Genomic DNA, 24,499 nt, shown 5'->3' on the forward strand with positions numbered 1-24,499 from the left:
CCGCGATCAGTCCTGTCCTACGCCGCTGCACTGCGCTGTCTCCCAACCCCCGGCCATCCCCTGGCCGTATTTGCTTGTGCGTCCGTTGCATCCGTCTCGGAATGCGGATACAAGGTCTACACCACGCGAGTGGACTAGACCTCTCATGGGGTAAGGGGCGACACTGTCCCCCGTGAGACATGTCATCGCCCTCGATGTGGGCGGCACCGGGATGAAGGCCGCCCTCGTGGGCGCCGACGGCGACCTGCTCCACCAGGCCCGCCGGGCGACCGGCCGGGAGCGCGGTCCGGACGCCGTCGTCGGGACGATCCTCGACTTCGCCGCCGAGCTGCGCGCGTACGGCGAGCAGCGCTTCGGCGAGCCCGCGTCCGCCGCCGGGGTCGCCGTCCCCGGCATCGTCGACGCTCAGCACGGCATCGCGGTGTACTCGGCCAACCTCGGCTGGCGCGACGTACCGCTGCGCCGGCTGCTCGGCGACCGGCTGGGCGGCGTACCGGTCGCGCTCGGGCACGACGTGCGCACGGGCGGGCTCGCGGAGGGCCGGATCGGCGCGGGCCGGGGCGCGGACCGTTTCCTGTTCGTCCCGCTCGGCACCGGTATCGCGGGCGCCATCGGCATCGACGGCGGCGTCGAGGAGGGCGCGCACGGCTTCGCGGGCGAGATCGGCCACATCGTCGTACGCCCCGGGGGAACCCCGTGTCCGTGCGGTCAGCGCGGCTGTCTGGAGCGGTTCGCCTCCGCGGCGGCCGTCAGCCAGGCCTGGGCGACGGCCTCCGGTGATCCCCAGGCGGACGCGGCCGACTGCGCGAAGGCCGTGGAGTCCGGGGACGAGCGGGCCGTACGGGTCTGGCAGGAGGCCGTCGACGCGCTGGCCGACGGACTGGTCACCGCCCTCACCCTGCTGGACCCGCGCACCCTGATCATCGGTGGCGGTCTGGCGGAGGCGGGGGAAACCTTGTTCACACCGCTGCGGGCCGCCGTCGAGCGGCGCGTCACCTTCCAGAAGCTGCCGTCCCTCGTCCCGGCGGCCCTCGGGGACACGGCCGGCTGCCTGGGCGCCGGGCTGCTGGCCTGGGACCTGCTCGCCACCCCTTCCACTGTGACCTCGGAGGTAACCACCTGATGGCCCCTAGCAAGGTTCTCGCCGGCGCCCGGGTGGTACTGCCCACCGGGATCGTGGACGGCGGCCGCGTGGTCGTCAACGGGGCGCGGATCGTCGAGGCGGGTCCCTCCCCCACGGAGCCCGCCGGCGCCGCCGGGAGCGCTCCCGCGGACACCGGGACGGTCGATCTCTCCGGCCATTGGCTGGTCCCCGGCTTCGTCGACCTGCACAACCACGGCGGCGGCGGCGCGTCCTTCACCTCGGGGACGGTCGAGGAGGTCCTCCAGGGCGTCCACACGCACCGTCTGCACGGCACCACCACGGTGGTCGCCTCGACGGTCACCGGCGACATGCACGGCCTGGCCCAGCGCGCCGGGCTGCTGTCCGAGCTGGCCGAGCAGGGCGACATCGCGGGCGTCCACTTCGAGGGGCCGTTCATCTCGCCGTGCCGCAAGGGCGCGCACTCCGAGGAGCTGCTGCGCGACCCGGACCCGGCGGAGGTCCGCAAGCTGATCGACGCGGCCCGCGGGCAGGCCCGCATGGTCACCCTCGCCACCGAACTGCCGGGCGGCATCGACTCCGTGCGGCTGCTGGCCGAGCACGGGGTGATCGCGGCGATCGGGCACACGGACGCGACCTACGAGCAGACGCGGGAGGCCATCGACGCGGGCGCGACCGTGGCGACACACCTGTTCAACGCGATGCCGGCGCTCGGCCACCGCGCCCCGGGCCCCATCGCCGCCCTCCTGGAGGACGAGCGGGTCACGGTCGAGCTGATCAACGACGGCACGCATCTGCACCCGGCCTCCCTGGAGCTGGCGTTCCATCACGCCGGCGCGGGCCGGGTCGCGTTCATCACCGACGCCATGGACGCGGCGGGCTTCGGCGACGGCCGCTACATGCTCGGCCCGCTGGAGGTCGAGGTGGCGGACGGGGTCGCCCGCCTGGTGGAGGGCGGTTCGATCGCGGGCTCGACGCTCACCCAGGACCGCGCCTTCCAGCGCGCGGTGACGATCGACAGGCTGCCGGTCGAGGACGTCGTGGCGGCCCTCTGCGCCAACCCCGCGCGACTGCTCGGCATGTACGACAAGGTGGGCTCGCTGGAGCCGGGCAAGGACGCCGACCTGGTGATTCTCGACGCCGACTTCGGGCTCAAGGGCGTGCTGCGCAAGGGCGCATGGGTGGTCGATCCCCAACTGGGGTGATTCACCCCTTTGTTGCCGCACGGCGGTTGGCCCGGGGGACTGGGCCGACCGCCGTTGTCTTTGGCATGATCGAGCCTCCGGAACAACCGGTAAGCGCGTACCGCGCGTCCAGTCCAGATTTTCTTCGGGGGAGGTCGGCCCAGGTGATCCTCACGGTCACACTGAACACCGCTCTCGACATCACCTATCGCGTACGGTCCCTGCGTCCGCACTCCTCGCACCGGGTGACCGAGGTGAGCGAACGCCCGGGCGGCAAGGGCCTGAACGTGGCCCGGGTGCTCGCCGCCCTCGGCCACGAGGTGACGGTCACGGGGTTCACGGGGGGCGCGACGGGCCGCGCGGTGCAGGACCAACTCACGGACACGACAGGCATGGTGGACGCGCTGATCCCGGTGACGGGCTCAACGCGCCGCACGATAGCGGTGGTCGACGCCACGACGGGCGACACGACCCAGCTCAACGAGCCCGGCCCGGAGATCACCCCCGCCGAGTGGGCGGCCTTCCAGGAGGCGTACGAGCATCTGCTGCGCTCCGCCTCGGCGGTGGCCCTGTGCGGCAGCCTGCCGCCGGGCGTGCCGGTCGGCGCGTACGCCCATCTGATACGCGCCGCCCGCGCCTCGGCGGTCCCGGTCCTGCTGGACACCAGCGGCGAACCGCTGCGCCGCGGGATCGCCGCCCGCCCCGACATCGTCAAGCCGAACACCGACGAACTCGCCGAACTCACCGGCTCCCACGACCCGTCGCAGGCCACCCGGGAGGCCCGCAGGCGCGGCGCCCACACGGTCGTGGCCTCTTTGGGAGCGGAGGGCCTCCTCGCGGTCAACGCGGACGGCCGCTGGCGCGCCACCCCGCCCCGTCGCGTACCCGGCAACCCGACCGGCGCGGGCGACTCCGCGGTCGCGGGCCTGCTCTCCGGCCTGGTCGAGCACCTGCCGTGGCCGGACCGCCTCGCGCGTGCCGTCGCCCCCTCCACGGCGACCGTACTGTCCCCCGTGGCGGGCGAGTTCGACCGCTCGGCGTACGAGACGCTGGTGGGCCAGATAGCGGTGACGGGCGACGCGACGGCGGCCTAGAGCCCCCCTGCTGCTACTTGGCCTTGCCCGCCTTCAGCGACAACTGGTCGAGCAGGACATTGCACTTGTCGCCGGCCTGGCAGGAGATGGAGATCGTGTTGGTGCCCTTGTTGAGGGTGGGATACGCGAACGTCTGGGTCCAGCCCTTCGCGAAGTCGCCGTCGGCGGCATGCGTGAAGTTGGACAGGTTCAGCTTGGTACCGAACGGCTTGCCGTTGACGGTGAGCGTCATCGACTGGTCCTCGCCGGTCGCGCTGTATCCCGCGAAGAGGGTGTAGAGACCGTCCTTGGGAATGCCGTTGACGGTCCAGGTGACCGAGGCGCCGACGTTGTTGAGGCCCTGCACGTAGACACCGCCGTCGGCGCTCGCGCCCGTGACGTCGGATGCCGTCGTCACGCCGGTCCCCAGGTTCAGCGCCTTCGCGTCGATCTTCGGCAGTTCCGCGGCGGAACCGGAGCTCTGCGACGCCGACGCGCTTGGTGAGTCGCTCTGCGAGGTCGAGGGGGTCGAGCCCGTCACGTTGTCGGACTTGTTGTCGTCCGCATTGCCGCCGAGCATCGCCACGCCGATGCCGATGACGACCGCGGCGACCACGGCGATCGCGCCGATGAGGAGGCCCTTGGTGTTGGGGCCGCGGCCACGTCCGCCGCCGTCGCCGGGCAGCGGCGTGCGGGTGGTGGGCGCGCCGCCGACGGTCTCGGGCGCCGCGTAGTGCGCGTTCGGCTGCCCGTATCCGGGCTGCTGGCCGTACGCCTGCTGCTGCGGGACCTGGCCGTACTGCGCGGTCGGCGCCTGCTGCCCGTACGCGGCGGTCTGCTGGCCGTAGCCGGCCTGGGTCTGCTGGCCGTACTGGCGCTCGCCGACCGCCCGCACCCGGTTGACCGAGCCGGGGTAGCCGTAGCCGCCACCTCCGCTGGGCGGGGTGGCTCCATTGGCCTGACCGTCGGCGTAGAGATAGCCGAACGGGTCGTCGTCCTCGGGCGTGCTCGCGCCGTTGTTGCCGGGCGTCATCCCTTGGTCTCCTCAACAGGTGCGGTACAGATGCGGTACACGGATGAATGGCGAGCCTACCCGCTCTCGCTGGGCCAAACGGGGGGTCTTCACCGCATCAACGCACTGACCTGCGATTTATCCGGCGCGCCTGTGAGCTTTGGGACGAGAACGTTTCTCGACGTACATCCGCTCGTCAGCGGATTTCAACACCTCGTCCGCCGTCATGCCGCAGTGTGCCCACCCGATGCCGAAGCTGGCGCCCACCCGGACGGCCCGGCCATCGACCCTGATGGGCGGAATGATCGCGTTCCGCAGCCGTACGGCGAGGTCCTGGGCGTCGGCCCGGCCGAGCCCGTCGGCGAGCACCACGAACTCGTCGCCGCCGAGCCGGGCCACCGTGTCACCGTCCCGGACGCCGTGGGTCAGGCGTCTGGCGACTTCGATGAGAACTGCGTCCCCCGCGTTGTGCCCGAACCGGTCGTTGATCGACTTGAAGCCGTCGAGGTCGCAGAAGAGCACCGCGAGGCCCTTGGTCCCGTCGTCCGTCTCGCCCTCGGGCGCGATCGTGTGCACGTGGTGGTCGAAGGCGTCGTACGCCTCGGAGCCGGGCCGGAAGTCGAAACCGTGGCCGTTGCCGTCGTACGCGGGATGCCCGTTCCCCTCGAACGCGCCGCCCGGCAGTTCCGCGTACTGCCCGTGCCCGTACGCCGCGTCCAGCGAGGCGACCGCGCCGGGCGGCAGGGACTGCGGGCGCTGGCAGAGGCGGGCGCCGAGCCGGGAGCGCAGCTCGGCGGAGTTCGGCAGGCCGGTGAGCGCGTCGTGCGAGGCGCGGTGGGCGAGCTGGAGCTCGCGGCGCTTGCGCTCCTCGATGTCCTCGACGTGGGTGAGCAGGAAGCGGGGGCCGTCGGCGGCGTCCGCGACGACGGAGTTGCGCAGGTGGACCCAGACGTACGTGCCGTCGCGGCGCCCGAGCCGCAGCTCGGCCCGGCCACCCTCGGCGGACGTTCTGAGCAGGGTGCCGATGTCCTCGGGGTGCACGAGGTCGGAGAAGGAGTAGCGGCGCATCGCGGAGGCGGGGCGGCCGAGCAGGCGGCACAGGGCGTCGTTGGTGCGCAGTATGCGGCCGTGCTGGTCGCCGCCCATCTCGGCGATCGCCATGCCGGAGGGGGCGTACTCGAAGGCCTGCCGGAAGCTCTCCTCGCTGGCGCGCAGCGCCTGCTGCTCCCGCTCCAGGCGAACCAGCGCGCGCTGCATATTGGCTCGTAGACGCGCGTTGCTGATCGCGATGGCGGCCTGGAAGGCGTACATCTGGAGCGCCTCGCGCCCCCACGCGCCGGGCCGCCGCCCGTTGCGCGGCCGGTCCACGGACAGGACGCCGATCAGCTCGCCCGTGCCACCGCCGGAGATGCCCGGGGTGTACATCGGCGCGAAGAGGCGGTCGGAGGGGTGCCACTCGTCCTCGAAGCGGGGCGCGGGACCGTCGGTGTACCACTGCGGCACGTCGTCCTCGTCGAGGACCCAGCCCTCGGTGTGCGGGATGAAGCGCAGGTCGCCCCAGGCCTCGCCCATGGTCAGCCGGCGGTCCCAGGAGGTGCGGGAGCCGACGCGGCCGGTGATGAGGGCCTCGGCGGCGGAGTTGCCGGCGAGCGCGGCGACCACGAGATCGCCGTCCGGGCGTACGAGGTTGACACACGCCAGCTCGTAGCCGAGACCGGTGACCACGCCGTCGGCGACCGTCTGCAGCGTGTCGGCCAGGCTGCGGGCGGTGTTCATATCCGCCATCACCTGATGCAGTTGCCGCAGGGTCGCAAGACGGACGTAGGGCTCCGACTCGGTCTCCATTCGCCCTCCCCTCGAGACCTCGCAGCAACTCCAGGGTTCTCTTCGGCTTACTACTTGGTAGCTTCTTGCCTAGCTTCCCGCCACTGAATCACAGCGCGCTGCCCACTCGGTACACAGGGTCAACAAAATATGGCTCCTGTGACTCAAGTCACAGGCGAACGTGAGCAATTGAGGAGGGTTTCTGCATTTTCCGGGTGCGTTTACTGAACGCATCGCAGGTAGCTGTGCAGAGGCTGTGACTGATTGTGTTCGGCGGACGAGTGCGGCTGAGCGTGGATGAGTAGCGCGATGAGTCGTGACGAGTATCGCCGAGTGCGCCGACTGCCCGGAGCGTGCCGAGCGTGCCGAGCGTGAACGAGTGATCGACGAGTGCGGCCGAGCGACGGACGTCTCCGTCCTCGGTCCTAGGACCCGGTTCGGGCCGAGGTCCGATGTGCCGCGCCGGAGCCGGAGACTAGCGTCTTGGCGTGCTGAACACTCCCTCTGCCGCTCCGCCCTCCCCGTCCGTGCATGCTGAGGGGGTGAGCAACGACGAGTTCCGCGCCGCCATGTCCCGGCTGGCCGCGGGCGTGGTCCTGGTGACCGCGCACGAGCCCGCGCTGGACCCGGACGGCCCCGGCGGCGACGACGTCGGTATGACCGCGACGGCCTTCATGTCCGTCTCCCTGGACCCGCCGCTCGTCCTGGTCAGCCTGCGCGAGGGCTCCCGTATGGACGACCTGCTCGACGAACAGCCCCTGTGGGCCGTCTCCGTGCTCTCCGAGAGCCAGCGCCACATCGCGGGCCGCTTCGCCATGAAGGGCCGCATCAGCGACCGGCTGCTCTTCGAGGACATCCCGTACGTCCGTGGCGAGGCGGCCGGGGCGCCCCTGGTGGGCGGCGCCCTGGCGACCCTGGAGTGCCGTACGGAGCAGCGGGTGGCCGCGGGCGACCACACGCTCGTCGTCGGCCGCGTCCTGACGGCGGAGGTGCCGAGCGCGGACGGGGGCCCGTTGCTGCATTTCAAGGGCCGGTACCGGCAGTTGGGCTGAGGCCGGGCTGAGGCCGCCCGACCGGTCCCCCCGCGGTCCTACTGGTCGAGGACCGTGACGTCGAGTCCGGCCAGCCGCTCCGGGTCGTTGAGGATGTCGATCACGGCGATCCGGCCGTGAACGACGGTGAAGGCGAGAACGCCGACCGGGCGTCCCTCGGCGACCACCACGACACCTGCCGCACCATTGACGAGGGCGGGCTGCGCGATACGGGCCAGGTGGGCGAAGCCACTCGCCCCCGAGGCCACGGCGACGGCGCCGGCCGTCACGCCGCCCTCCGAGCGCGCCACCACATCCGGGTCGAGCACCGCGACGAGCGCGTCGAAGTCACCGTCGCGCGCCGCCGCGAGGAACGCGTCGACGACCGCCCGCTGCCGGGCGAGGTCCGGATCCGGCGCGGGCGCCCCGCCCTGGACCCGGCGCCGGGCGCGGCTGGCGAGCTGCCGGGAGGCCGCCGGCGTACGGCCCACGATGGGCGCGATCTCCTCGTACGGCACGGCGAACAGGTCGTGCAGCACGAAGGCGAGCCGCTCGGCGGGCGCGAGCTGCTCCAGGACGACGAGCAGGGCGAGGCCCACCGAGTCGGCGAGCAGCGCCTCCTGCTCGGGGTCGACGCCGCTGACGGGGCTGAGCACCGGTTCCGGCATCCGCACGCCCGGCCGCTCCTCCAAAGGCTCCTCGCCACGCGTCCTGCGCGAACGCAACATGTCCAGGCAGACCCGCCCCACGACGGTCGTCAGCCAGCCGCCGAGGTTGTCGACCCGGCTCGCGTCGGCCCGGCTCAGCTTGAGCCAGGCCTCCTGCACGGCGTCGTCGGCCTCGGCGAGCGACCCGAGCATGCGGTAGGCGACGGCGCGCAGATGACCGCGGTGCGACTCGAAACGCTCGGCGAGGAACTCGCTCTCGTTCCTCTCGGGAAAACCGCTGTCGCTCATCCGTCACATCTCCTCGTGGGTGGTCCGTCAGTGGGTTGACGGACTACGGAGGGCAGATGTGACGAGAACGGGGGTGCGGTGTAGGGCGGAGAGGTTCTAGCCCCAGTCGCGGCCGGTGCGTCCCCGCTTGGTGTCGGAGCGCTGCTTCTTCTCGCGCAGCCGGCGTTCGTTGATTCCGCGGGGGATTCGGGTGGCCCGGCGGGGCTTGGGGGGCGGGGCGGTGGCCTCGGCGAGAAGCGAGGCGAGCCGCACCGCGGCGGTCTCACGATTGCGCCACTGGGACCGGTGCTCGGAGGAGCGGACGCTGATCACCCCGTCGACGAGCCGCCCCGCGAGCTTGGCGAGCGCGCGCTCCTTCCACACCGACGGCAGCGCCTCCGTCTTCGCGAGATCGAACCGCAGTTCCACCTGCGAATCACTGGTGTTCACATGCTGTCCGCCGGGTCCACCGGACCGCGAGAAACGCCACATGAGCTCGGCCTCCGGAAGGGAGACGGAGCCGCGAATGACGTAAGGACCGGACATGCCGTCCATGGTCCCGTGTCTGTCCGGTCCACGTCACCCGGTTTTCGGCGCGCCGTGGGTAAAGAAAGTAAAGGGATACGGAACCTCGGGGACCCCCCTTGGCGTTCATAGGGGTGACGGTAGCTTCGTCCCCAGTACGAAGCCCGTAGTACGCAACGAGGGAAGGGACTCCCAACAATGGCTGTAAGCCTGTCCAAGGGTGGCAACGTCTCGCTCACCAAGGAGGCTCCGGGCCTGACCGCCGTCACCGTGGGTCTCGGCTGGGATGTCCGCAGCACCACGGGCACCGACTTCGACCTCGACGCTTCGGCCATCGCGGTCAACCAGCAGGGCAAGGTCTACTCGGACGCCCACTTCGTCTTCTTCAACAACAAGCAGACCCCGGACCAGACCATCGTCCACACCGGTGACAACCGCACGGGCGAGGGCGCGGGCGACGACGAGGCGATCAACGTCAACCTGGCGGGCCTCCCCGCCGACGTCGACAAGATCGTCTTCCCGGTCTCCATCTACGACGCCGAGACCCGCTCGCAGAACTTCGGCCAGGTCCGCAACGCCTACATCCGCATCGTCAACCAGGCCGGCGGCACCGAGATCGCCCGCTACGACCTGTCCGAGGACGCGGCGACGGAGACGGCGATGGTCTTCGGCGAGCTCTACCGCAACGGCGCCGAGTGGAAGTTCCGCGCCGTCGGCCAGGGCTACGCGTCGGGCCTGGTCGGCATCGCCCAGGACTTCGGCGTGAGCGTCTGACATCTGGCGTCTGACATCTGGCGTCTGACACCTGGCGTCTGACACCTGACGCCCGGGTGTGAACGTCCGACACCCACCGCGGCACACTGCACATTCAACGTCCGCCTGCCCGGGGAGACTTCCCCGGACAGGCGGACGTGCGGTTTCACGCGGTTTCCTCGGCCGTGTGGGCCCACGAGCCTCGCGGGTGACCCGCCGGTCGACGGCCTCACGGGCGACCCGCCGATCGACGGCCTCACGGGGGCCCGGCCCGGACCGCGAGCCTCGCGGTGGTCCGGCCCAGACCGCGACCCTCGCGGGGTCCGGGCGTCCGCGGCCTCACGGGTGGGCCGGCTTGCCGTCGCCGTACAGCCAGTCCTTCCAGATCTCGCTGAAGTCCTTGCCCGGGGCCTTCTTCTCCACGTATGCCGTGAACTCGGCGGTGTCCGCGTTGGCGTGACGGTGGGTGGCGGCCCAGCCCTGGATGATGTCGTAGAACGTATCGTCGCCGACGGTCCGGCGGATCTTGTGCAGGACCATGGCACCGCGCTCGTAGACGGGGCTGTCGGAGATGTGGGCCGCGCTGGACGGCTTGGCCGGGGGGAAGGCCCAGATGGCCTTGTTCTGCGCGGGGTCGTCGTAATAGTCGCCCTTGTAGAGGGAGTCGAAGATCTCGTCGGCCGTGTAGCCGTCGTGGTCCTCCTGCCACAACCACTCCGCGTATGTGGCGAAGCCCTCGTTGAGCCACATGTCCCGCCAGGACGTGGGGGTGACCGAGTCGCCGTACCACTGGTGGGCCAGTTCGTGGACGAGGGTCCCGGTGTCGGGGGCGCCCGGGAAGACGGGGCGGGTCTGGGTCTCCAGGGCGTAGCCCGCGTCCTTGGGGCGGTCGACGACGGCACCCGTGGAGGAGAACGGGTACGGGCCGAAGTTGTACTCCTCCCAGTCCATGATCTCCGGGATTTTCGCCAGGACCTTCTTGCTCGCCGCGCTCTGCGTCGGGTCCACGGCGACATACACCGGCAGGCCGTTCTTCGTCGTGCTCCGCGTGATGTCGTACCTGCCGATCGCCAGCGTCGCGACATAGCTCGCCATCGGTTCGGCCGTGTGCCAGGCGAAGGTCGTACGGCCCCCGCTGGTCGTCTCGCTGGTCAACTCGCCGTTGGAGACTGCCGTCAGTCCCTCCGGAACCGTGATCCTTACGTCGTACGACGCCTTGTCGGAGGGGTGGTGGTTGCCGGGGAACCACGCCATCGAACCCGTGGGTTCGCCGAGGGCGAGGGCGCCGTCGGCCGTGCGCAGCCAGCCCTCCTCGGAGGTGTCCGGATCGGTGATCGTCTCGGGGGTGCCCGAGTAGCGGACCGTCGCGCGGAACGTCTCTCCCTTGTCGAGGTCGTCGTGCGGGCGCACGGTCAGCTCCTGGCCGGCCCGGTTCCAGCGGGCCTTCTTGCCCTCGACGGTGACCCCGGAGACATCCAGCCCCTTGAGGTCGAGGTCGAACGCACTGAGGCCCTGGGTGGCCCGCGCCGTGATCTCCGCCGTGCCGACGAGCTGCCGCGCCTTGGGGTCGTAGGAGAGCGTCAGGCCGTAGTGGCTGACGTCGTATCCGCCGTTGCCCATCTTCGGGAAGTACGGGTCACGGACACCGGCCGCCCCGGGCTTGCCGTGCACCCCGCCTCCTCCACCGCACGCGGAGAGACCAAGGGCGGCGACGAACGCCAGGGCAAAGGGGACGGCGACGGAAGATCGGGGCACACTCATGATCCTACGAGTCCATGCGGGGCCCCTTCAGGCGCGGGCCGCACGGCCCTCGTCCATGCGGGGCTCCCCTCGGGCCGGGCCGCAAGGCCCTTGCCCCGGGGCCATCATCACCGCACGCCTGTGATCATCCGAGCCGTAATCCCCTGCCCCGCCCCCGAGCGCCACGACCGCACACCCGCGCCCCGCCGAGGAAGAGCGGACCCCGGACGGAGCCGTGGCCCTGCGCCTGCGGTCCCCCCTGTCCATGAGGCCCTCCCCGGAGGCCACGACCACCCGCCCGCGACGACCTTCCGACGCCCGTGCCGGGCTCGTCCGGGCCATGACCCGCGCCTCCGACCCGCCTCAGGCCAAAACCCTTCCTCGACGCTCGTCGACGACCAGCGCCCACTCGCCCCCTCCTGCGCCGCAAGGCCCTCATCCCAGGGCCTTGCGGCGCAGGGGCCTGGCCTCTCCCCGGCCGCGCCGAGGTCGCCCGAGGCCATGACACCATCACCTACGTGCTCGACATCGGCTACGCCCTCTCCAACCGCTTCCCCGACCCCCCGCAGACCGACTACCGCCGCGCGGACGTCCACGCGCTGCGGCACGACCTCTTCTGCGGGGACGTCTATCTCGCCGACACCAAGGCGGACCGAGAGCTGTCCACAGCCTGGGGATGGGTGCCGGTGCTCGACTTCGCGTGGGCGCTGTGCGACATCGTGGAGCAGCTCGATCAGGACCCGCTCGGCAGCCGGGCCTCGCGGCCCCAGTACGCGGAGCTCGACTTCACCGAGTCGACCGACCGCATGCTCTTCGAGCGCCGCTTCGGCTGGGTGGACATCGAGGCCGACTGGATGCCGGGCGACGAGGAACCGCTGACCTTCTCCCACTCCGCACTCCGCCGCGAGGCACGTGACTTCCTGCACGACCTGATCTCCGACCTCACCGACCTGCACGACGACCTCGCCGAGAACCCGGCGATCTGGAGCCTCCAGGCCCGCTTCCCCCGCGTGCGTTGACGTGGGCTGACATGCGCTGACGTGCGCCGACCACCCGGCCTACAGGGACTCGGCCACGACCTCCTTGAAGAGCCCCTCGGTGACACTCAACATGGTGTTTCCTCCTCGTGGTTGGGAGAGCCCGCGGGCCGCACCGCCCCGCCCAGCAGGGCCAGTTCGTCCGCCGACGTCCCGTGGGGCAGGTCCCCCATGGACGTCGGGGTCGGCGCCGACGGGCTCGGGCCACTCCCCCATGACCCCGACCGCCCGCTCCACCTCGGCCGCCGCCGCGAGCAGCGGCACGACCTCCTCGTACGCCCGCGCCACCAGCACGTTCCCGTAGAACGAACCCACTTGCCTCACCCCTCTATCGAACCGACGTACGACGCCCCCCACGCCTCGCCCCTCACCCCTCCGCCGTACCGCCGTCCACCCGAAGCCCGATCTCCGCCGCCAGCACCGGCGCCAGGTCCAGCAGCTGGGCCGGGCTGATCACGGCGCCCGTCAGACGGCCCACCCCCCGCGCGATGTCCAGCTCCGCGGCCCGGCGCAGGTCCACGTCCGTGAGGGTCGCGTCGGTGAGGTCCGCGCCCTTCAGGACGCAGTCGACGAACTCCACGCGCTCCAGACGGGCGCCCCCGAAGTCCGGCTCGACCAGGACGCAGCCCTCGAAGACGACGTCCTTGAGGCGGGCCGCGCGCAGGTTCAGGTAGTCGATCTTGCCTCCGCGGATCAGGACCCGCTCCATGACGGAGCCGTGCAGCTGCACTCCGCCCAGCCGTGCGTCCACCAACTCGACGTCGCGCAGGGTCGACTCGGCGAGGTCCGTGCCCACGCCCCGGATGCCCGTCAGGACGGAGTCCAGGAAGCGGGCGTGGTGCAGCCGCGTCTCGTCCAGGGCGCAGCCCGTCAGCGCGCAGTCCATGAAGCGCGCGCCTGCGCCGTCCTGCCCGGCGAAGTCGGCCTCCCGGAACTCCAGCCCGTCGTAGTCCCCGTCCGGCTCGAGGCCGAAGCCGTCGTACGGCTCCAACGGCGGCAGCCGCACCTCCGGCCGTCGCGCCGCCTTCACTCCCGCCCCGGACCCCTTCACCCCCGTCCCGGTCCCCTTCACCCCCGTCCCGCCACTCGCACCGCGCCCACCGGTCCCACCCGCCGCTCGCCTCGCCATGACCCCATACTGCCCGCCGCCACTGACAATCCCCCTGACCTGCGAAGACACCGCCGACGTCACATTTCGGGGCCCTCGACCGGTCGTACTCGCAGAAAGGCGACCCCCGCAGGGCCGCGAGCACGACCCCAAGCACGGCCCGAAGCACGACCCCAGGCACCGCCCGAACCACGGCCCGAACCACGGTCCCAAGCACACCCCAACCCGAGGGAGACCGCCCGACCATGCACCGCATGCACCGCATCACCGTCATCGGCGGCGGCCTCGCCGGACTCACCGCCGCCATCACCGCCGCCGAGGCGGGCGTCAAGGTCACCGTGCACGAGGCGCACGACACGCTCGGCGGCCGGGCCCGCACCGCCGACGGCCCGTACCGGACGAACGAGGGCCCGCACGCCCTCTACAGCGGCGGCCCGCACTGGACTTGGCTCAAACAGCGGGACCTGATCGGGCCGCTCGCCCCGATCCCGCCCCTGGAAGCCGCCAGGCTGCGGCTGCGCCACCGGGGCGTCCTGCGCCGCACCCCGCCCCTGGCGATGCTCAAGCTGCTGCGCCGCTCCTCCCAACAGGCGCCCGTGGACGTCGACTTCCTGACGTGGGCCACCGAACAGGCCGGAGAGGAAGGGGCCCGGGCCGCCGCGTTCTACTCGGCGGTCGCCCTCTTCCACCACGACCCCGGTTCACTCTCGGCCGCGTTCGTGCAGGAGCGGCTGCGCCGTGCCACGAAGCTGCCCCCGGAGGCGCACTACCCGAGGGGTGGCTGGGCGAGTGTCATCGACCGCATGGCCGCCCGGGCATGGAATCTCGGCGTGCGCATGGAGACCCTGGCCAGGGTCGACACGCTGCCCCGGAACGGCCCCGTCGTCGTCGCCACCTCCCTCGCCTCCGCCCGCCGCCTCCTCAAGGACGACTCCCTCACCTGGACCGGCGGCCGTACCGCCCTCGTCGACCTGGCCGTCCGCACCCGGCGCGGCGACGCGTTCGCCGTCGCCGACCTGGACGCGCCCGGCTGGATCGAACGGTTCACGGCGCAGGACCGCACCCTCGCCCCGGCCGGCGAGCAGCTCGTCCAGGGCCAGTTCCCGATCGCCCCGCACGAGTCCAAGGCCGACGGCGTCGCCCGCGCCGAGCGCCTGCTCGACCTCGCGTTCGAGGGCTGGCGCGAGCGCGTGACCTGGCGGCGGGAGGCTGTGGCGCAGGGGCGTACCGGCGCGGTGGACCTGCCGGGGACCAGCTGGCGCGACCGGCCCGCCGTCGACCGCGGCGACGGCGTCTACCTCGCGGGCGACCAGGTCGCCGCCCCCGGCGTGCTCTCCGAGGTCTCCTTCAACAGCGCCCTCGAAGCCGTCGCGCTGGCCCTCAGGAGCCGGGAACGCCCCGACTTCAGGATCCGGGAAGACCTTGACCTCAAGCAAGCTTGAGGTTGAATCCTGGGCTTCTCACACCGCGCCGACGACGACTGACGACGACCACTGACAACGACGACTGACAACGGCCACTGACAACGGCCACTGACGACGGGGGAACCCACCATGCACGCCATCCGCCTGCACGCCTTCGGCCCGGCCGAGAACCTCACCTACGAGAAGGTGGAGGACCCCGACCCGGGCCCCGGCCAGGTCCGTATCGCCGTGGCCGCCGCGGGCGTCCACCTCCTGGACGCGGCCCTGCGCGAGGGTGCCCAGGGACCGGCCCCGGCACCCACACCGCTGCCGACGGTCCCCGGCCGCGAGGTCGCCGGCACCGTCGAGGCGCTCGGCGAGGGCGTCGCCGGACTCTGGCTCGGCAAGCGCGTGGTCGCCCACCTCGGCTTCGCCCCGGGTGGATACGCCGAACTGGCCGTCACCGATGTCGACCGCGTCCACGAGATCCCCGAGAACCTGGACTTCGCGCAGGCCGTCGCCATGATCGGAACGGGTCGTACGGCTCTGGGGATCCTGCAGTTCGCCGAGCTCGGCCCCGATTCCGTGGCCGTCGTCCCCGCGGCCGCCGGCGGCATCGGCACCCTCCTCGTGCAGTACGCGAAGCACGCGGGCGCCACCGTGATCGGCCTCGCGGGCGGCCCGGAGAAGGTGGCCCGGGTGCGCGAGACCGGCGCCGATCTGGCCGTCGACTACCGCGATCCCGGGTGGCCGGAGCGGGTCCGCGACCGGTTCGGGGACCGGCCGGCCACCGTTGTCTTCGACGGCGTCGGCGGCGAGGTCGCCCGCGCCGCCGTCGCCCTCCTCGCCCCCGGTGGCAAGCACATCGTCTTCGGCTGGTCCGGCGAGGGCATCCGGGACGGCTCCCCGTACCTCGTCGACGGTGTGTCGGAGCAGGTCCTCGGCCCCGTGATGATGCGGAAGGCGGGCGGCCCGAACCCCGTACGCACGCTGGAACTTCGGGCCCTCAGCGAAGCCGCCGCGGGCCGTCTCACCCCGGCCGTCACCCGCTTCCCGCTCGCCGAGGCGGCCGCCGCGCACCGGGCCCTGGAAACCCGCGGGACGACCGGAAAGGTGGTACTGGAGCCATGACCGGAAGCCCGAGCGGTAGCCCGACCGGAAGCCCGAAGGGACCGGCACCCCCAGGCACGCCACCCGAAGATGCGATACGACCCGTTTCATGGTCTTCTGGCCGGGTGAGTGTCACCCGAACAGGTGAACCCGAGGTCCGCGTCGGCGCCGATCCCCACCGTTGGTGGGGCCTGGTGATCATCGCTCTCGCACAGCTGATGGTGGTGCTGGACGCGACCATCGTGAACATCGCGCTCCCTTCCGCACAGCGCGATCTGGGCATGTCCGACGGCAACCGGCAGTGGGTCATCACGGCGTACACGCTGGCCTTCGGCGGGCTTCTGCTGCTCGGCGGCCGGATCGCCGACCTCGTGGGCCGCAAGCGCACCTTCGTCTTCGGCCTCGTCGGCTTCGCGGTCGCGTCCGCGCTGGGCGGCGCGGCCACCAGCTCTGGCATGCTCTTCGGCGCCCGCGCGCTCCAGGGCGCCTTCGCCGCGGTGCTGGCCCCCTCCGCGCTCAGCCTGCTCACCACCAGCTTCACCGACCCGAAGGAGCGGGGAAAGGCCTTCGGCGTCTACGGTGCGCTGGCGGGCTCGGGTTCGGCGATCGGCCTCATCGCGGGCGGTCTGCTGACCGAGTACCTGAACTGGCGCTGGTGCCTGTACGTCAACGTGCCCATCGCCGTCGTCGCGGTCGTCGGCGCGTTCGCGCTGCTGCGCGACCGCCCCGGCACCTCCGGCGCCCGGCTCGACGTACCGGGGGCGCTGCTCGGCTGCGGCGGACTGGTCGCGATCGTCTACGGCTTCAGCGAGGCGGAGCCGCGCGGCTGGACGGACCCGCTGGTGCTGTCGCTGTTCGCGATCGGCGTCGTCCTCCTGACCGTCTTCGTCCTCTGGCAGGCGAAGGCGCCGAGCCCGCTGCTGCCCCTGCACATCGTCAAGGAGCGCAACCGCGCGGGCTGCTTCCTGACGATGGCGCTCGCCGTCATCGGCATGTTCGGCATGTTCCTGTTCCTGACCTACTACCTCCAGGTCATCCTCGGCTACTCGCCCGTGCGGACCGGCCTGGCCTTCCTGCCGCTGACCGTCGCGATCGTCATCGGCTCGACGCAGATATCCGCCCGGCTGCTGCAACACGTCGCACCGCGCATGCTGATGGTCCCGGGCATGATCCTCGCGGCCGGCGGCATGCTCGTCTTCACCCGGCTGACCACCGGCTCCGACTACACGGGGCATCTGCTGCCGGGGATGATCCTGATGGGCCTCGGCATGGGCCTGACCTTCATGCCGGTCTTCGCCACCGCCACCGCCGGGGTCGCCCCGCGGGACGCGGGCGTGACCTCCGCGACCGTCAACACCTCACAGCAGGTGGGCGGTTCGATCGGCACGGCCCTGCTGAACACCATCGCCACCACCAGCGGCACGGCGTACATCGCCGCCCACCTCCACAACCCCGCCCAGCAGGCGCAGATCGTGAAGGAGGGCGTCGTCCACGGCTACACCGTCGCCATCTGGTGGGCCGTCGGCATCATGCTGCTGGCCGCCCTGATCGCGGGCCTGATGGTCACGGCCAAGGCCCCGAAACACGCACCGAGGGGCGCGCCCGTGCCCGAGTCGGTGCCCTGAGCCCGGGCTCACGGCAGCGGGAGTCGGCGCCGTGAGCCCGGCCCACACACGGACGGACTCACCGAGCGACCGCCTTCGTCGCCTTGCTCACCGCCGACCCGTCCTGGTGACCGGTGCGGTGCGCGATCACCTTCACGGTGATCTTCTTGCCCGCCTGGGCCGACTTCAGCACCAGCGTGGACTTGGTGGCACCGGTGATCGCCTTGCCGTTCGCGTACCACTGGTACGCGTACGAAGTGGCGGCCGGGCTCCAGGTGCCCTTGCTCGTCGTCAGTGTCCTGCCGACCTTCGCCGTGCCGCTGATCGCCGGCGCCTTCGTCGCCTTGGGGGCCGTCCCCTTGGCCACGGTGACCGCCGCCGAGGTCGCCGTCCCGCTCGTCCAGCCGCTCTTGACGGCCGTGACGGTCACGGTCAGCTTCTTGCCGAGCAGCGCGGCCGGGATCTGGTACGTCGAGGCCGTGGCGCCCGCTATCGCGGTGCCGTTCGCCTTCCACTGGTAGGTGTACGAGGACGGCGCCGCCGACCAACTCCCGTTCGCCGCCGCGACCTTGACGCCGACAGCGGCCGTGCCCGTCACCTTGGGCACGGCGGTGTTCGTCAGCTCGGGCCGGGTGACGGTGAAGCTGCCGCGCTGGTACTCCGTGCCGCCCTGGATGACGCTGACGCTCCAGGTGCCGGCAGCCACGCCGGTCAGGTGAGGGAGGCCGTCACGGTCCGGTTGTCCGCGGAGACGGACAGGGTCTTCGCGGTGAGGGTGCTGCCGCTCTTGGAGAGCCGGACGGTGGCGCCGGTGCTGAGGGCGGTGCCGGTGATGGTCAGCGTCGGCTTCGTCCCGCCCACCGCCGTGGTGGGACTGATCGCGGTGACATCGACGCGGTCGGGACCGCACAGCACGGACGAGCACGCCAGCCGCGCGCTGTAGGAGGTGCTGGACGCCTTCTCCGGCAGTCCGAGGACGAACACGCTCGGGCTGCTCCCGGCGGACGAACCGCCCGACGAGCAGCGGTAGCCGCTCGGGATGTACAGCGAGCAGCCGTTGGTCCAGGAGCTGTTGTAGAGCGCCGGTACCGCCGTGGTGGAGGTGCCGGTGGTGTCGGTGATCTCGGCGTCGAAGTGGTCGAAGCCCGCGGTGGGCAGCACCGCGCACACGGCGGTGTGCGACTCGTCGAGCGTGCCGGTGATCGGCCCGTACCCGTACGCGACCGAGGGGACCCTGGTGCACTCGGGCGCCGGCCCGTCGGCGCCGGCGATGCGCAGGGCGTCCAGGTGGTACTCGGGCGCGGCCTTCAGATTGACCGGGGTCTGCACGAGCACCTGGTGGGTGGTGGAGCCGGTGGCCGCGCAGGAGCGGTTGCGGAAGGAGCACTCGACGGTGCCGTCCCCGCCCAGGACCGCGATGTTGGCGGTGCCCAGCGCGTCCCGGACGTCGATGTGCACGACGTCGGTGGCGGCGCCGGTGGTGACCTGGTGGCAGCGCAGGGTGCCGGGGGTGTCGTACGCGCCGGTCACGGAGGGACCGCCGACCTTCGCGGCGGCCGTCCTCGCGCAGCCCGCCGAGTCGGCGCTCGCGGTCACGTCACGCCGGGTCAAGGTGTACGTGGCGGCCTGGTCCCGGCCGGTGACGAGCACCGTGTGGGCCTTGCCGGGGGTGAGGCCGCACACGGTCCAGCCGTTGGTGGTGGCGAAGCGGTCGCAGACCTTCCTGCCGGTGGAGTCGACCACCGAGAACTTCGCCGCGACCCCGCCGGAGGTGGCGATCAACTGGAAGACCTCCGTGCCCGTGTGGGCGCCCGCGGGAATGCTCAGGCAGTGCGCGAAGACGCCGTCGCCGGTGGCGAGCGTGGCCTTGGCCCCGCCGTCGGCGAAGCTTCCGGCGGGCAGCGCCGGGCAGTCGCTCTCGGCGTCCGTGCGGCGGAAGTCGACGGCGTACGTCCCCGTCGCGTCCTCGCCGCCGTCGTCGGTGTGCACCAGCGCCCGGTAGGGAGCGGTACCGGTGAGCGCGCAGTCGCCGTTCGCGAGCTTCTCCGCGTCGCACTGCGCGGTGCCGTCCCGGTCGAGGACCTCCACCTCGGCGTGGACCCCGGCCGAGGAGAGCGGGGTGAGCGCGGCGACCGAGGCGCCCCGCGGCGCGGACAGCGTCAGGCAGTCGTACTGCCCCGCCGAGCTCAGCTCCCCCTTGTGGAGGCCCATCCCGGTCGCCACGCAGCCGGAGTCGGAGGCGCGGTCGAGGACGATCAGCCCCTGCGGGGAGCCGGGGTAGGGGTACGAGCCGTCCAGGACCGCGGTGTACGTGCCCGCGTCCGGGATTCGGCACGGGTCCTCGGCCCAGCACACCGTCCGGCCGGAGGCGTCGTACACACGGACCGGGCCGGTGTTCCCGTCCTGGTCCACGGCGTGGACGAGGTACGAGCCCGCCTTGCCGGCGGTGAAGGTGTGGCAGGGGTTGGTGGTGAAGTCCTGCTGCTCCAGGGGACCGTAGGGCCGGACCGGCGCGGTGCGACAGCCCTGCGGGTCGTTCAGGCGGCGCACCTTGACGGCGAACTCGGCGGGGAAGCCCTTCTCGCCGCCCGAGACCTGGGACAGCACCCGGTAGGGGCCGTCGCCGGGCAGCACGCAGCTGTCCTCGCCGTCCTCGGGGAAGTGCGGGCAGATCCGGGAGCCGGACCCGTCGGTGATCCAGGCGACGTCCTCGCCGTACACCTTGGTGCCGTGGGTGAGCCGGATCCGCTCGCCGGGCTTCGCGTCGAACGGCTGGCAGTCGACCTCGACGGGCGTCACGGACGTCCGGCTCACGGTCGGCAGGTCCCAGCCGGTGCCCGTCCCGTCCGCGCAGCCCCTCGTGGAGCCGAGCGGGACGACGCTGACGGCGGTGTCCTCGTCCTCCCAGCCGCTGTTGCTCACCTTGACGGTGTAGGTGCCGGCGGCGGCCAGGTCGCACATGCCCTGTGTGGCGAACTCGCTTCCGTAGCAGTCCACTTCGGTGCCGTCGGCGGCGTAGACCTGCCGGTGCGCCTCGTTGTGGCTGTCGTCCAGCGACACCAGGTGCAGGCCGGGCTCGGTGACCGCGACGGTGAAGCAGGCGCTTCCCTCCGGCGCGACGGTGGCCTTGCCGATCGCGTCGCCCGGATCCCCGAACGGCGCGAGCGCGAGCGGCGCGCAGTCGGTGTCGGCGGCCGGTTGTGCCGCGGCACGGGCGGTACCGGCCGACGACGTCAGCAGCGCGACGAGGAGGGTGAGCGCGAGCAGCACCACCAAGGCGGGCGTGCGTCTCACGCGCGGACAGGCGTCAGGCATCGCAGGCATCGAGTCCCCCCGGACCAATGGTCAACGAATGGTCAATGAGGCGATGTTCGCACACAGGTCTGACACAGCACTCGTGGCCTTGGGCGGGGCCGCGAGCCAAACGTGCCGCATGCCTCGAGCCGTCAGTGCCGCCCCGCCACCCGGTCCGCCACCTGGGCCAGCCTCGACGACTCCGCGCTGTGCGTGGTCAGTTCGCGGCGGTCGGCCGTGCGATAGGTGGCGTACATGCCGTGTACGCCGATCCAGCGGAAGGGTTCCGGCTCCCACTTGCGGACCTTGTGGTTGACCCAGGGGAGGGCGGTCAGGTCGGTCGGGCCGGACTGGCCGGAGTCCTGCTGGATCAGGTCGCGCAGGGTGCGCGCGGCGAGGTTGGTGGTGGCGACGCCGGAGCCGACGTAGCCGCCGGCCCAGCCGAGGCCGGTCGAACGGTCCAGGGTCACCGTGGCGCACCAGTCGCGCGGGACTCCGAGCACACCCGACCAGGCGTGCGCGACCTTCACTCCCGCCAGCGAGGGGAAGAAGCGGACGAGGATTTCGTGCAGCGCGTCGATGGTGGCCTGCTGGGTGCGGCCGTCGTTGTCGGTGCGCGAACCGAAGCGGTACGGCACTCCGCGGCCGCCGAGCGCGATGCGGTCGTCGGCGGTGCGCTGCGCGTACATGTAGGCGTGCGCCATGTCGCCGAGGGTCTCGCGGCCCTCCCAGCCGATCGACTCCCACTGCTCGGGCGTCAGCGGCTCCGTCGCGATCATCGAGGAGTTCATGGGCAGCCAGGTGCGCTTCTGGCCCTTCAGGGATGCCGTGAAGCCCTCCGTGCAGCGCAGCACGTACGGCGCGCGGACCGTCCCGTACGGCGTCACCGCGTGCTTCGGCCGGATCTCCGTCACCGGCGTCTGCTCGTGGATGGTGACGCCGAGCGCCTCCACGGCCGCCGCGAGGCCCTTGACCAGCTTCACCGGGTGCAGGCGCGCCCCGTGCGGGGTCCACGTCGAGCCCACCGCGTCCGCGACCCGGATCCGCTCGGCCGTCTCCCGGGCGCCGTACAGCTCGCGGTCCTTCTCGCCGTACGCCAGCTCGTGCGCGTGGAAGGCCTTCAGGCGGGCCAACTGAGCCGGTGTGTAAGCCACTTCGAGGACGCCGCCCTGGTGGATGTCCGCCTCGATGCCCTCCTCGGCCGCGACCCGCACCACCTCGTCGACCGTCTCGTTCATCGCCTGCTGAAGGCGGACCGCGGCCTCCTGGCCGTGCAGCTTCGCGTACCGGTCGCGGCCCGCGATGCCGTTGTAGAGCCAGCCGCCGTTGCGCCCCGAGGCGCCGTACCCGCAGAACTTCTGCTCCAGGACGGTGATACGGAGGAAGGGGGCCGCCTTCTTCAGGTAGTACGCGGTCCACAGCCCGGTGTAGCCACCGCCGACGATGACGACGTCGGCGGACGCGTCGCCGGGCAGCGGCTCCCGCGTCCCGGGGAGACCGTCGTCCGCGTACCAGAACGAGATGCCGCCGTTGACCGTGCCGCTTCCTGTGCTGCTGCTCATGGCCGGGACGTTAACCCCTGAGAGCGGCCACTGTCTCCTTCGGATTCCATGCTTTTCCGCGCCCTCTGACCAGCGGATAGCAGGCCAGACCGATCAGCACGGAGGTGAAATGTCCGAGATCGGTGAAGGTGCGGCCGGTCGCGAGCGGCACCCCGTACACCGCGAGCACGACCACCAGGTACGCATAGCGCCAGGGCAACGCGATCCGGTACGTGAGCACGGCGATCACACCAGCCAGCGCGTAACTCACCCCGATGTCCAGCGTGTTGACCGCCGATCGCGGCGCCACCTCGTGCTGGATGGCCAGCAGCAGCGCCCCCTCGCTGATGAGCGTGGCCAGGACGTGCGCGGCCACGCACACGGCCAGCCAGCGCGCGGTGCCCAGCCAGCGCTCCGCCGGCGCGTGGAAGACGGTGTAGAGAACGGCGTACGGCAGCCAGAAACCGCCGTCGATCCACATGGCACTGGCGATCAGCACCCGCACCGGGGTGTTCGACAGCTCGTGGATGTTGGTCGAGCGCTGCCGCAGGAAGTCCTGCTCGAAGTCCGGAGACATGTGGTGCATGGCCACCGTGGTGACGAAGAGGATCGCCAGCCAGACGTACGTACCCGGGGCGCTGCGCACGTACCTCCACACCCTGTGGATGCCCCGGTCAAATCGCATGAGCCGATTCCCTCACGCCCGTAGTGTCCCGCATGTGATCGACATTCCCGATGAACTGGCCGCCTCGCAGCTCAAGTACAACGGAGAAGCCGGTCGTGCCTTCATCACCGCGCTCCCCGCACGGGCCGCGGACTTCCTCGACCGCTGGGAGCTGCGCCCCGACGGCCGTTCCCTGCACGGTGTCACGGCCCTGGTCCTTCCCGTGCGCCGCCGCGACGGAACCCGGGCCGCCCTCAAACTCCAGCTGCTCGACGAGGAGAGCGAGGGCGAGCCCCTCGCTCTCCGCGTCTGGGACGGGGACGGAGCGGTGCGGCTGCTCGACCACGACGCCGCCACCGGCACGATGCTCCTCGAACGCCTCGACCCGGCCCGCATGCTGTCGCACCTGCCCGACCCCCACGAGGCCGCCTCGGTCATCGCCCGCCTGCTGGCCCGCCTCACCTCCCTACCGGCGCCACAGGGCATGCGACGACTCGGCGACATCGCGCAGGCCATGCTGGAGCGGGTCCCAAGGGCGCTGGAGCGAGTCCCGGACCCGGGTGCCCGTCGCCTCCTCGCCGACTGCGCGGCCGCCGTGAGCGAGGTCGTGGCCGAACCCGGTGACCGCCTCCTGCACTGGGACCTCCACTACGAGAACGTCCTCGCCTCCGACCGGGCCCCCTGGCTGGCCATCGACCCCAAGCCGCTCGCCGGCGACCCGGGCTTCGATCTGTGCCCGGCCCTCCACAACCGCTTCGACGCCGACGACATCCAGTGGCGCTTCGACGCGATGACGGACGTGCTGGGTCTGGACCGGGAGCGGGCACGCGCCTGGACGCTCGCCCGCGTCCTGCAGAACTCCCTCTGGGAGCTCGAGGACGGCCGCCCCCTGGAGGCCGAGCAGCTGGAGATCGCCCGCAGGCTCCGCGCCGAACGCGGTCGGACGCGGAATGCGCCCGCAAGCTAGCCTCGCCACATGATTCGCACCGCGACGCCCGCCGACCTCCCCGTCATCCACGCCCTGATCCGGGAACTGGCCGAGTACGAGAAGGCCCTGGAGGAGGCGAGGGCGACACCGGAGCAACTGCGCGAGGCGCTCTTCGGCGCGCATCCGGCGGCGTACGCGCACCTCGCGGTCGACGACACGACGGGCGAGCCGGTCGGCTGCGCCCTGTGGTTCCTGAACTTCTCGACCTGGCGCGGCGTCCACGGCATCTACCTGGAAGACCTGTACGTCCGCCCCGAGGCGCGCGGCGCGGGCCACGGCAAGGCGCTGCTGACGGAACTGGCGCGGATCTGCGGGGAGCGCGGATACGAGCGCCTGGAGTGGTCCGTCCTCAACTGGAACCGCCCGTCGATCGACTTCTACGAGTCGCTGGGCGCGCGGCCCCAGGACGAGTGGACGGTGTACCGGCTGACGGACGAGGCGCTGCGGGCACTGGGCGACGGGCGCCGAGCGGATCTCTGAGCCGTCGCAGCCCGCAGTGCTGCTGTGACACACCGCGCGGACACGACGGTGCCGGCGCGGACGGTGTTGTCGTTGCTGCGGGTGGTGCGGC

General features: G+C 71.7%; 22 protein-coding genes. 11 read left to right on the top strand and 11 right to left on the bottom strand.

Going from position 1 to position 24,499, the window contains the following annotated elements; translation table 11 throughout:
• Positions 1-172 precede the first annotated feature (172 nt).
• The 3 genes from ACFVXA_RS14720 (at position 173) to ACFVXA_RS14730 (ending at position 3,380) form a co-directional block, all read left to right on the top strand.
• Positions 173-1,123 (top strand): ROK family protein, encoded by a 951-nt coding sequence (locus ACFVXA_RS14720; protein WP_362016808.1) that lies wholly within the window; start codon positions 173-175, stop codon positions 1,121-1,123.
• A complete protein-coding gene (gene nagA, locus ACFVXA_RS14725) occupies positions 1,123-2,307 on the top strand; it encodes an N-acetylglucosamine-6-phosphate deacetylase (RefSeq protein ID WP_390025163.1) in 1,185 nt (394 codons plus the stop codon). Before ACFVXA_RS14720 ends, nagA begins: the two co-directional genes overlap by 1 nt.
• Positions 2,308-2,450: 143 nt before the next feature.
• A complete protein-coding gene (locus ACFVXA_RS14730; protein ID WP_390025165.1) occupies positions 2,451-3,380 on the top strand; it encodes a 1-phosphofructokinase family hexose kinase in 930 nt (309 codons plus the stop codon).
• A 13-nt stretch (positions 3,381-3,393) separates the two neighbouring features.
• On the opposite strand, the gene ACFVXA_RS14735 is transcribed toward ACFVXA_RS14730, so the two are convergent.
• Positions 3,394-4,392: a carbohydrate-binding protein gene (locus ACFVXA_RS14735; protein ID WP_362016814.1), complete on the bottom strand. Its 999-nt coding sequence runs from the start codon at positions 4,390-4,392 to the stop codon at positions 3,394-3,396.
• A gap of 117 nt (positions 4,393-4,509) precedes the next feature.
• Complete coding sequence (cdgB, locus tag ACFVXA_RS14740) at positions 4,510-6,216, bottom strand: diguanylate cyclase CdgB (protein WP_362016816.1); 1,707 nt, start codon at positions 6,214-6,216, stop codon at positions 4,510-4,512.
• A gap of 467 nt (positions 6,217-6,683) precedes the next feature.
• Between cdgB and ACFVXA_RS14745 the strand changes: the two genes are divergently transcribed.
• Positions 6,684-7,247: a flavin reductase family protein gene (locus tag ACFVXA_RS14745; RefSeq protein WP_362016818.1), complete on the top strand. Its 564-nt coding sequence runs from the start codon at positions 6,684-6,686 to the stop codon at positions 7,245-7,247.
• Positions 7,248-7,285: 38 nt separating this feature from the next.
• Here the strand turns inward: ACFVXA_RS14745 and ACFVXA_RS14750 are convergent, their stop codons facing one another.
• Together ACFVXA_RS14750 and arfB are read right to left on the bottom strand one after the other, a co-directional pair.
• Positions 7,286-8,182 carry a sigma-70 family RNA polymerase sigma factor gene (locus ACFVXA_RS14750; RefSeq protein WP_389466948.1) on the bottom strand — a complete coding sequence of 299 codons (897 nt, stop codon included), beginning with the start codon at positions 8,180-8,182 and terminating at the stop codon, positions 7,286-7,288.
• A gap of 96 nt (positions 8,183-8,278) precedes the next feature.
• Positions 8,279-8,716: an alternative ribosome rescue aminoacyl-tRNA hydrolase ArfB gene (arfB, locus tag ACFVXA_RS14755; RefSeq protein ID WP_384396447.1), complete on the bottom strand. Its 438-nt coding sequence runs from the start codon at positions 8,714-8,716 to the stop codon at positions 8,279-8,281.
• Between the two features lie 168 nt (positions 8,717-8,884).
• On the opposite strand from arfB, the gene ACFVXA_RS14760 reads away from it, so the two are divergent.
• Entirely contained in the window at positions 8,885-9,460 is a 576-nt protein-coding gene (locus ACFVXA_RS14760; protein ID WP_362016824.1) for a TerD family protein, read from the top strand.
• 318 nt (positions 9,461-9,778) lie between these two features.
• Here the strand turns inward: ACFVXA_RS14760 and ACFVXA_RS14765 are convergent, their stop codons facing one another.
• Positions 9,779-11,200, bottom strand: a complete 1,422-nt coding sequence (locus ACFVXA_RS14765) for a M1 family metallopeptidase (RefSeq protein ID WP_389752507.1) — start codon at positions 11,198-11,200, stop codon at positions 9,779-9,781.
• A 497-nt stretch (positions 11,201-11,697) separates the two neighbouring features.
• On the opposite strand from ACFVXA_RS14765, the gene ACFVXA_RS14770 reads away from it, so the two are divergent.
• A complete protein-coding gene (locus ACFVXA_RS14770) occupies positions 11,698-12,198 on the top strand; it encodes a hypothetical protein (RefSeq protein ID WP_362016828.1) in 501 nt (166 codons plus the stop codon).
• 39 nt (positions 12,199-12,237) lie between these two features.
• Here the strand turns inward: ACFVXA_RS14770 and ACFVXA_RS14775 are convergent, their stop codons facing one another.
• Together ACFVXA_RS14775 and ACFVXA_RS14780 are read right to left on the bottom strand one after the other, a co-directional pair.
• The gene (locus tag ACFVXA_RS14775) at positions 12,238-12,531 is read right to left on the bottom strand and encodes a hypothetical protein (protein WP_390025168.1); all 294 of its coding nucleotides are present in this window, start codon (positions 12,529-12,531) and stop codon (positions 12,238-12,240) included.
• 52 nt (positions 12,532-12,583) lie between these two features.
• A complete protein-coding gene (locus tag ACFVXA_RS14780; RefSeq protein WP_383900692.1) occupies positions 12,584-13,345 on the bottom strand; it encodes a pentapeptide repeat-containing protein in 762 nt (253 codons plus the stop codon).
• A gap of 233 nt (positions 13,346-13,578) precedes the next feature.
• Here ACFVXA_RS14780 and ACFVXA_RS14785 point away from each other — a divergent pair, with 233 nt between their 5' ends.
• The 3 genes from ACFVXA_RS14785 (at position 13,579) to ACFVXA_RS14795 (ending at position 17,462) form a co-directional block, all read left to right on the top strand.
• The gene (locus tag ACFVXA_RS14785; protein ID WP_383739028.1) at positions 13,579-14,766 is read left to right on the top strand and encodes an FAD-dependent oxidoreductase; all 1,188 of its coding nucleotides are present in this window, start codon (positions 13,579-13,581) and stop codon (positions 14,764-14,766) included.
• Between the two features lie 111 nt (positions 14,767-14,877).
• Positions 14,878-15,858 carry a zinc-binding dehydrogenase gene (locus tag ACFVXA_RS14790; RefSeq protein WP_390025170.1) on the top strand — a complete coding sequence of 327 codons (981 nt, stop codon included), beginning with the start codon at positions 14,878-14,880 and terminating at the stop codon, positions 15,856-15,858.
• Positions 15,859-15,962: 104 nt separating this feature from the next.
• Positions 15,963-17,462 carry an MFS transporter gene (locus ACFVXA_RS14795; protein ID WP_384019660.1) on the top strand — a complete coding sequence of 500 codons (1,500 nt, stop codon included), beginning with the start codon at positions 15,963-15,965 and terminating at the stop codon, positions 17,460-17,462.
• Positions 17,463-17,520: 58 nt separating this feature from the next.
• On the opposite strand, the gene ACFVXA_RS14800 is transcribed toward ACFVXA_RS14795, so the two are convergent.
• The 4 genes from ACFVXA_RS14800 to ACFVXA_RS14815 form a co-directional block, all read right to left on the bottom strand.
• Positions 17,521-18,147 carry a hypothetical protein gene (locus tag ACFVXA_RS14800; RefSeq protein ID WP_390025172.1) on the bottom strand — a complete coding sequence of 209 codons (627 nt, stop codon included), beginning with the start codon at positions 18,145-18,147 and terminating at the stop codon, positions 17,521-17,523.
• 5 nt (positions 18,148-18,152) lie between these two features.
• Positions 18,153-20,735 (bottom strand): Tat pathway signal protein, encoded by a 2,583-nt coding sequence (locus ACFVXA_RS14805; protein WP_390025174.1) that lies wholly within the window; start codon positions 20,733-20,735, stop codon positions 18,153-18,155.
• Positions 20,736-20,887: 152 nt separating this feature from the next.
• Positions 20,888-22,297: an FAD-dependent oxidoreductase gene (locus ACFVXA_RS14810; protein WP_362016842.1), complete on the bottom strand. Its 1,410-nt coding sequence runs from the start codon at positions 22,295-22,297 to the stop codon at positions 20,888-20,890.
• A gap of 10 nt (positions 22,298-22,307) precedes the next feature.
• Complete coding sequence (locus tag ACFVXA_RS14815; protein ID WP_362016844.1) at positions 22,308-22,961, bottom strand: rhomboid-like protein; 654 nt, start codon at positions 22,959-22,961, stop codon at positions 22,308-22,310.
• Between ACFVXA_RS14815 and ACFVXA_RS14820 the strand changes: the two genes are divergently transcribed.
• Both ACFVXA_RS14820 and ACFVXA_RS14825 read left to right on the top strand, forming a co-directional pair.
• Positions 22,960-23,907: an aminoglycoside phosphotransferase family protein gene (locus ACFVXA_RS14820; RefSeq protein ID WP_390025176.1), complete on the top strand. Its 948-nt coding sequence runs from the start codon at positions 22,960-22,962 to the stop codon at positions 23,905-23,907. The genes ACFVXA_RS14815 and ACFVXA_RS14820 overlap by 2 nt on opposite strands.
• 9 nt (positions 23,908-23,916) lie before the next feature.
• Positions 23,917-24,408, top strand: coding sequence for a GNAT family N-acetyltransferase (locus ACFVXA_RS14825; protein ID WP_362016848.1), 492 nt, complete (start codon positions 23,917-23,919; stop codon positions 24,406-24,408).
• The last annotated feature ends 91 nt before the right edge of the window (positions 24,409-24,499 follow it).

Origin of the sequence: Streptomyces sp. NPDC058246 (assembly GCF_042881985.1) — a bacterium.
Lineage (GTDB): Bacteria > Actinomycetota > Actinomycetes > Streptomycetales > Streptomycetaceae > Streptomyces.

Coding starts and splice junctions, on each gene's coding strand:
- nagA (WP_390025163.1), top strand. CDS start 1,123: ATGGCCCCTAGCAAGGTTCTCGCCGGCGCCCGGGTGGTACTGCCCACC.
- ACFVXA_RS14735 (WP_362016814.1), bottom strand. CDS start 4,392: ATGACGCCCGGCAACAACGGCGCGAGCACGCCCGAGGACGACGACCCG.
- cdgB (WP_362016816.1), bottom strand. CDS start 6,216: ATGGAGACCGAGTCGGAGCCCTACGTCCGTCTTGCGACCCTGCGGCAA.
- ACFVXA_RS14750 (WP_389466948.1), bottom strand. CDS start 8,182: ATGAGCGACAGCGGTTTTCCCGAGAGGAACGAGAGCGAGTTCCTCGCC.
- arfB (WP_384396447.1), bottom strand. CDS start 8,716: ATGGACGGCATGTCCGGTCCTTACGTCATTCGCGGCTCCGTCTCCCTT.
- ACFVXA_RS14760 (WP_362016824.1), top strand. CDS start 8,885: ATGGCTGTAAGCCTGTCCAAGGGTGGCAACGTCTCGCTCACCAAGGAG.
- ACFVXA_RS14765 (WP_389752507.1), bottom strand. CDS start 11,200: ATGAGTGTGCCCCGATCTTCCGTCGCCGTCCCCTTTGCCCTGGCGTTC.
- ACFVXA_RS14780 (WP_383900692.1), bottom strand. CDS start 13,345: ATGGCGAGGCGAGCGGCGGGTGGGACCGGTGGGCGCGGTGCGAGTGGC.
- ACFVXA_RS14785 (WP_383739028.1), top strand. CDS start 13,579: ATGCACCGCATCACCGTCATCGGCGGCGGCCTCGCCGGACTCACCGCC.
- ACFVXA_RS14790 (WP_390025170.1), top strand. CDS start 14,878: ATGCACGCCATCCGCCTGCACGCCTTCGGCCCGGCCGAGAACCTCACC.
- ACFVXA_RS14810 (WP_362016842.1), bottom strand. CDS start 22,297: ATGAGCAGCAGCACAGGAAGCGGCACGGTCAACGGCGGCATCTCGTTC.
- ACFVXA_RS14820 (WP_390025176.1), top strand. CDS start 22,960: ATGAGCCGATTCCCTCACGCCCGTAGTGTCCCGCATGTGATCGACATT.
- ACFVXA_RS14815 (WP_362016844.1), bottom strand. CDS start 22,961: ATGCGATTTGACCGGGGCATCCACAGGGTGTGGAGGTACGTGCGCAGC.
- ACFVXA_RS14825 (WP_362016848.1), top strand. CDS start 23,917: ATGATTCGCACCGCGACGCCCGCCGACCTCCCCGTCATCCACGCCCTG.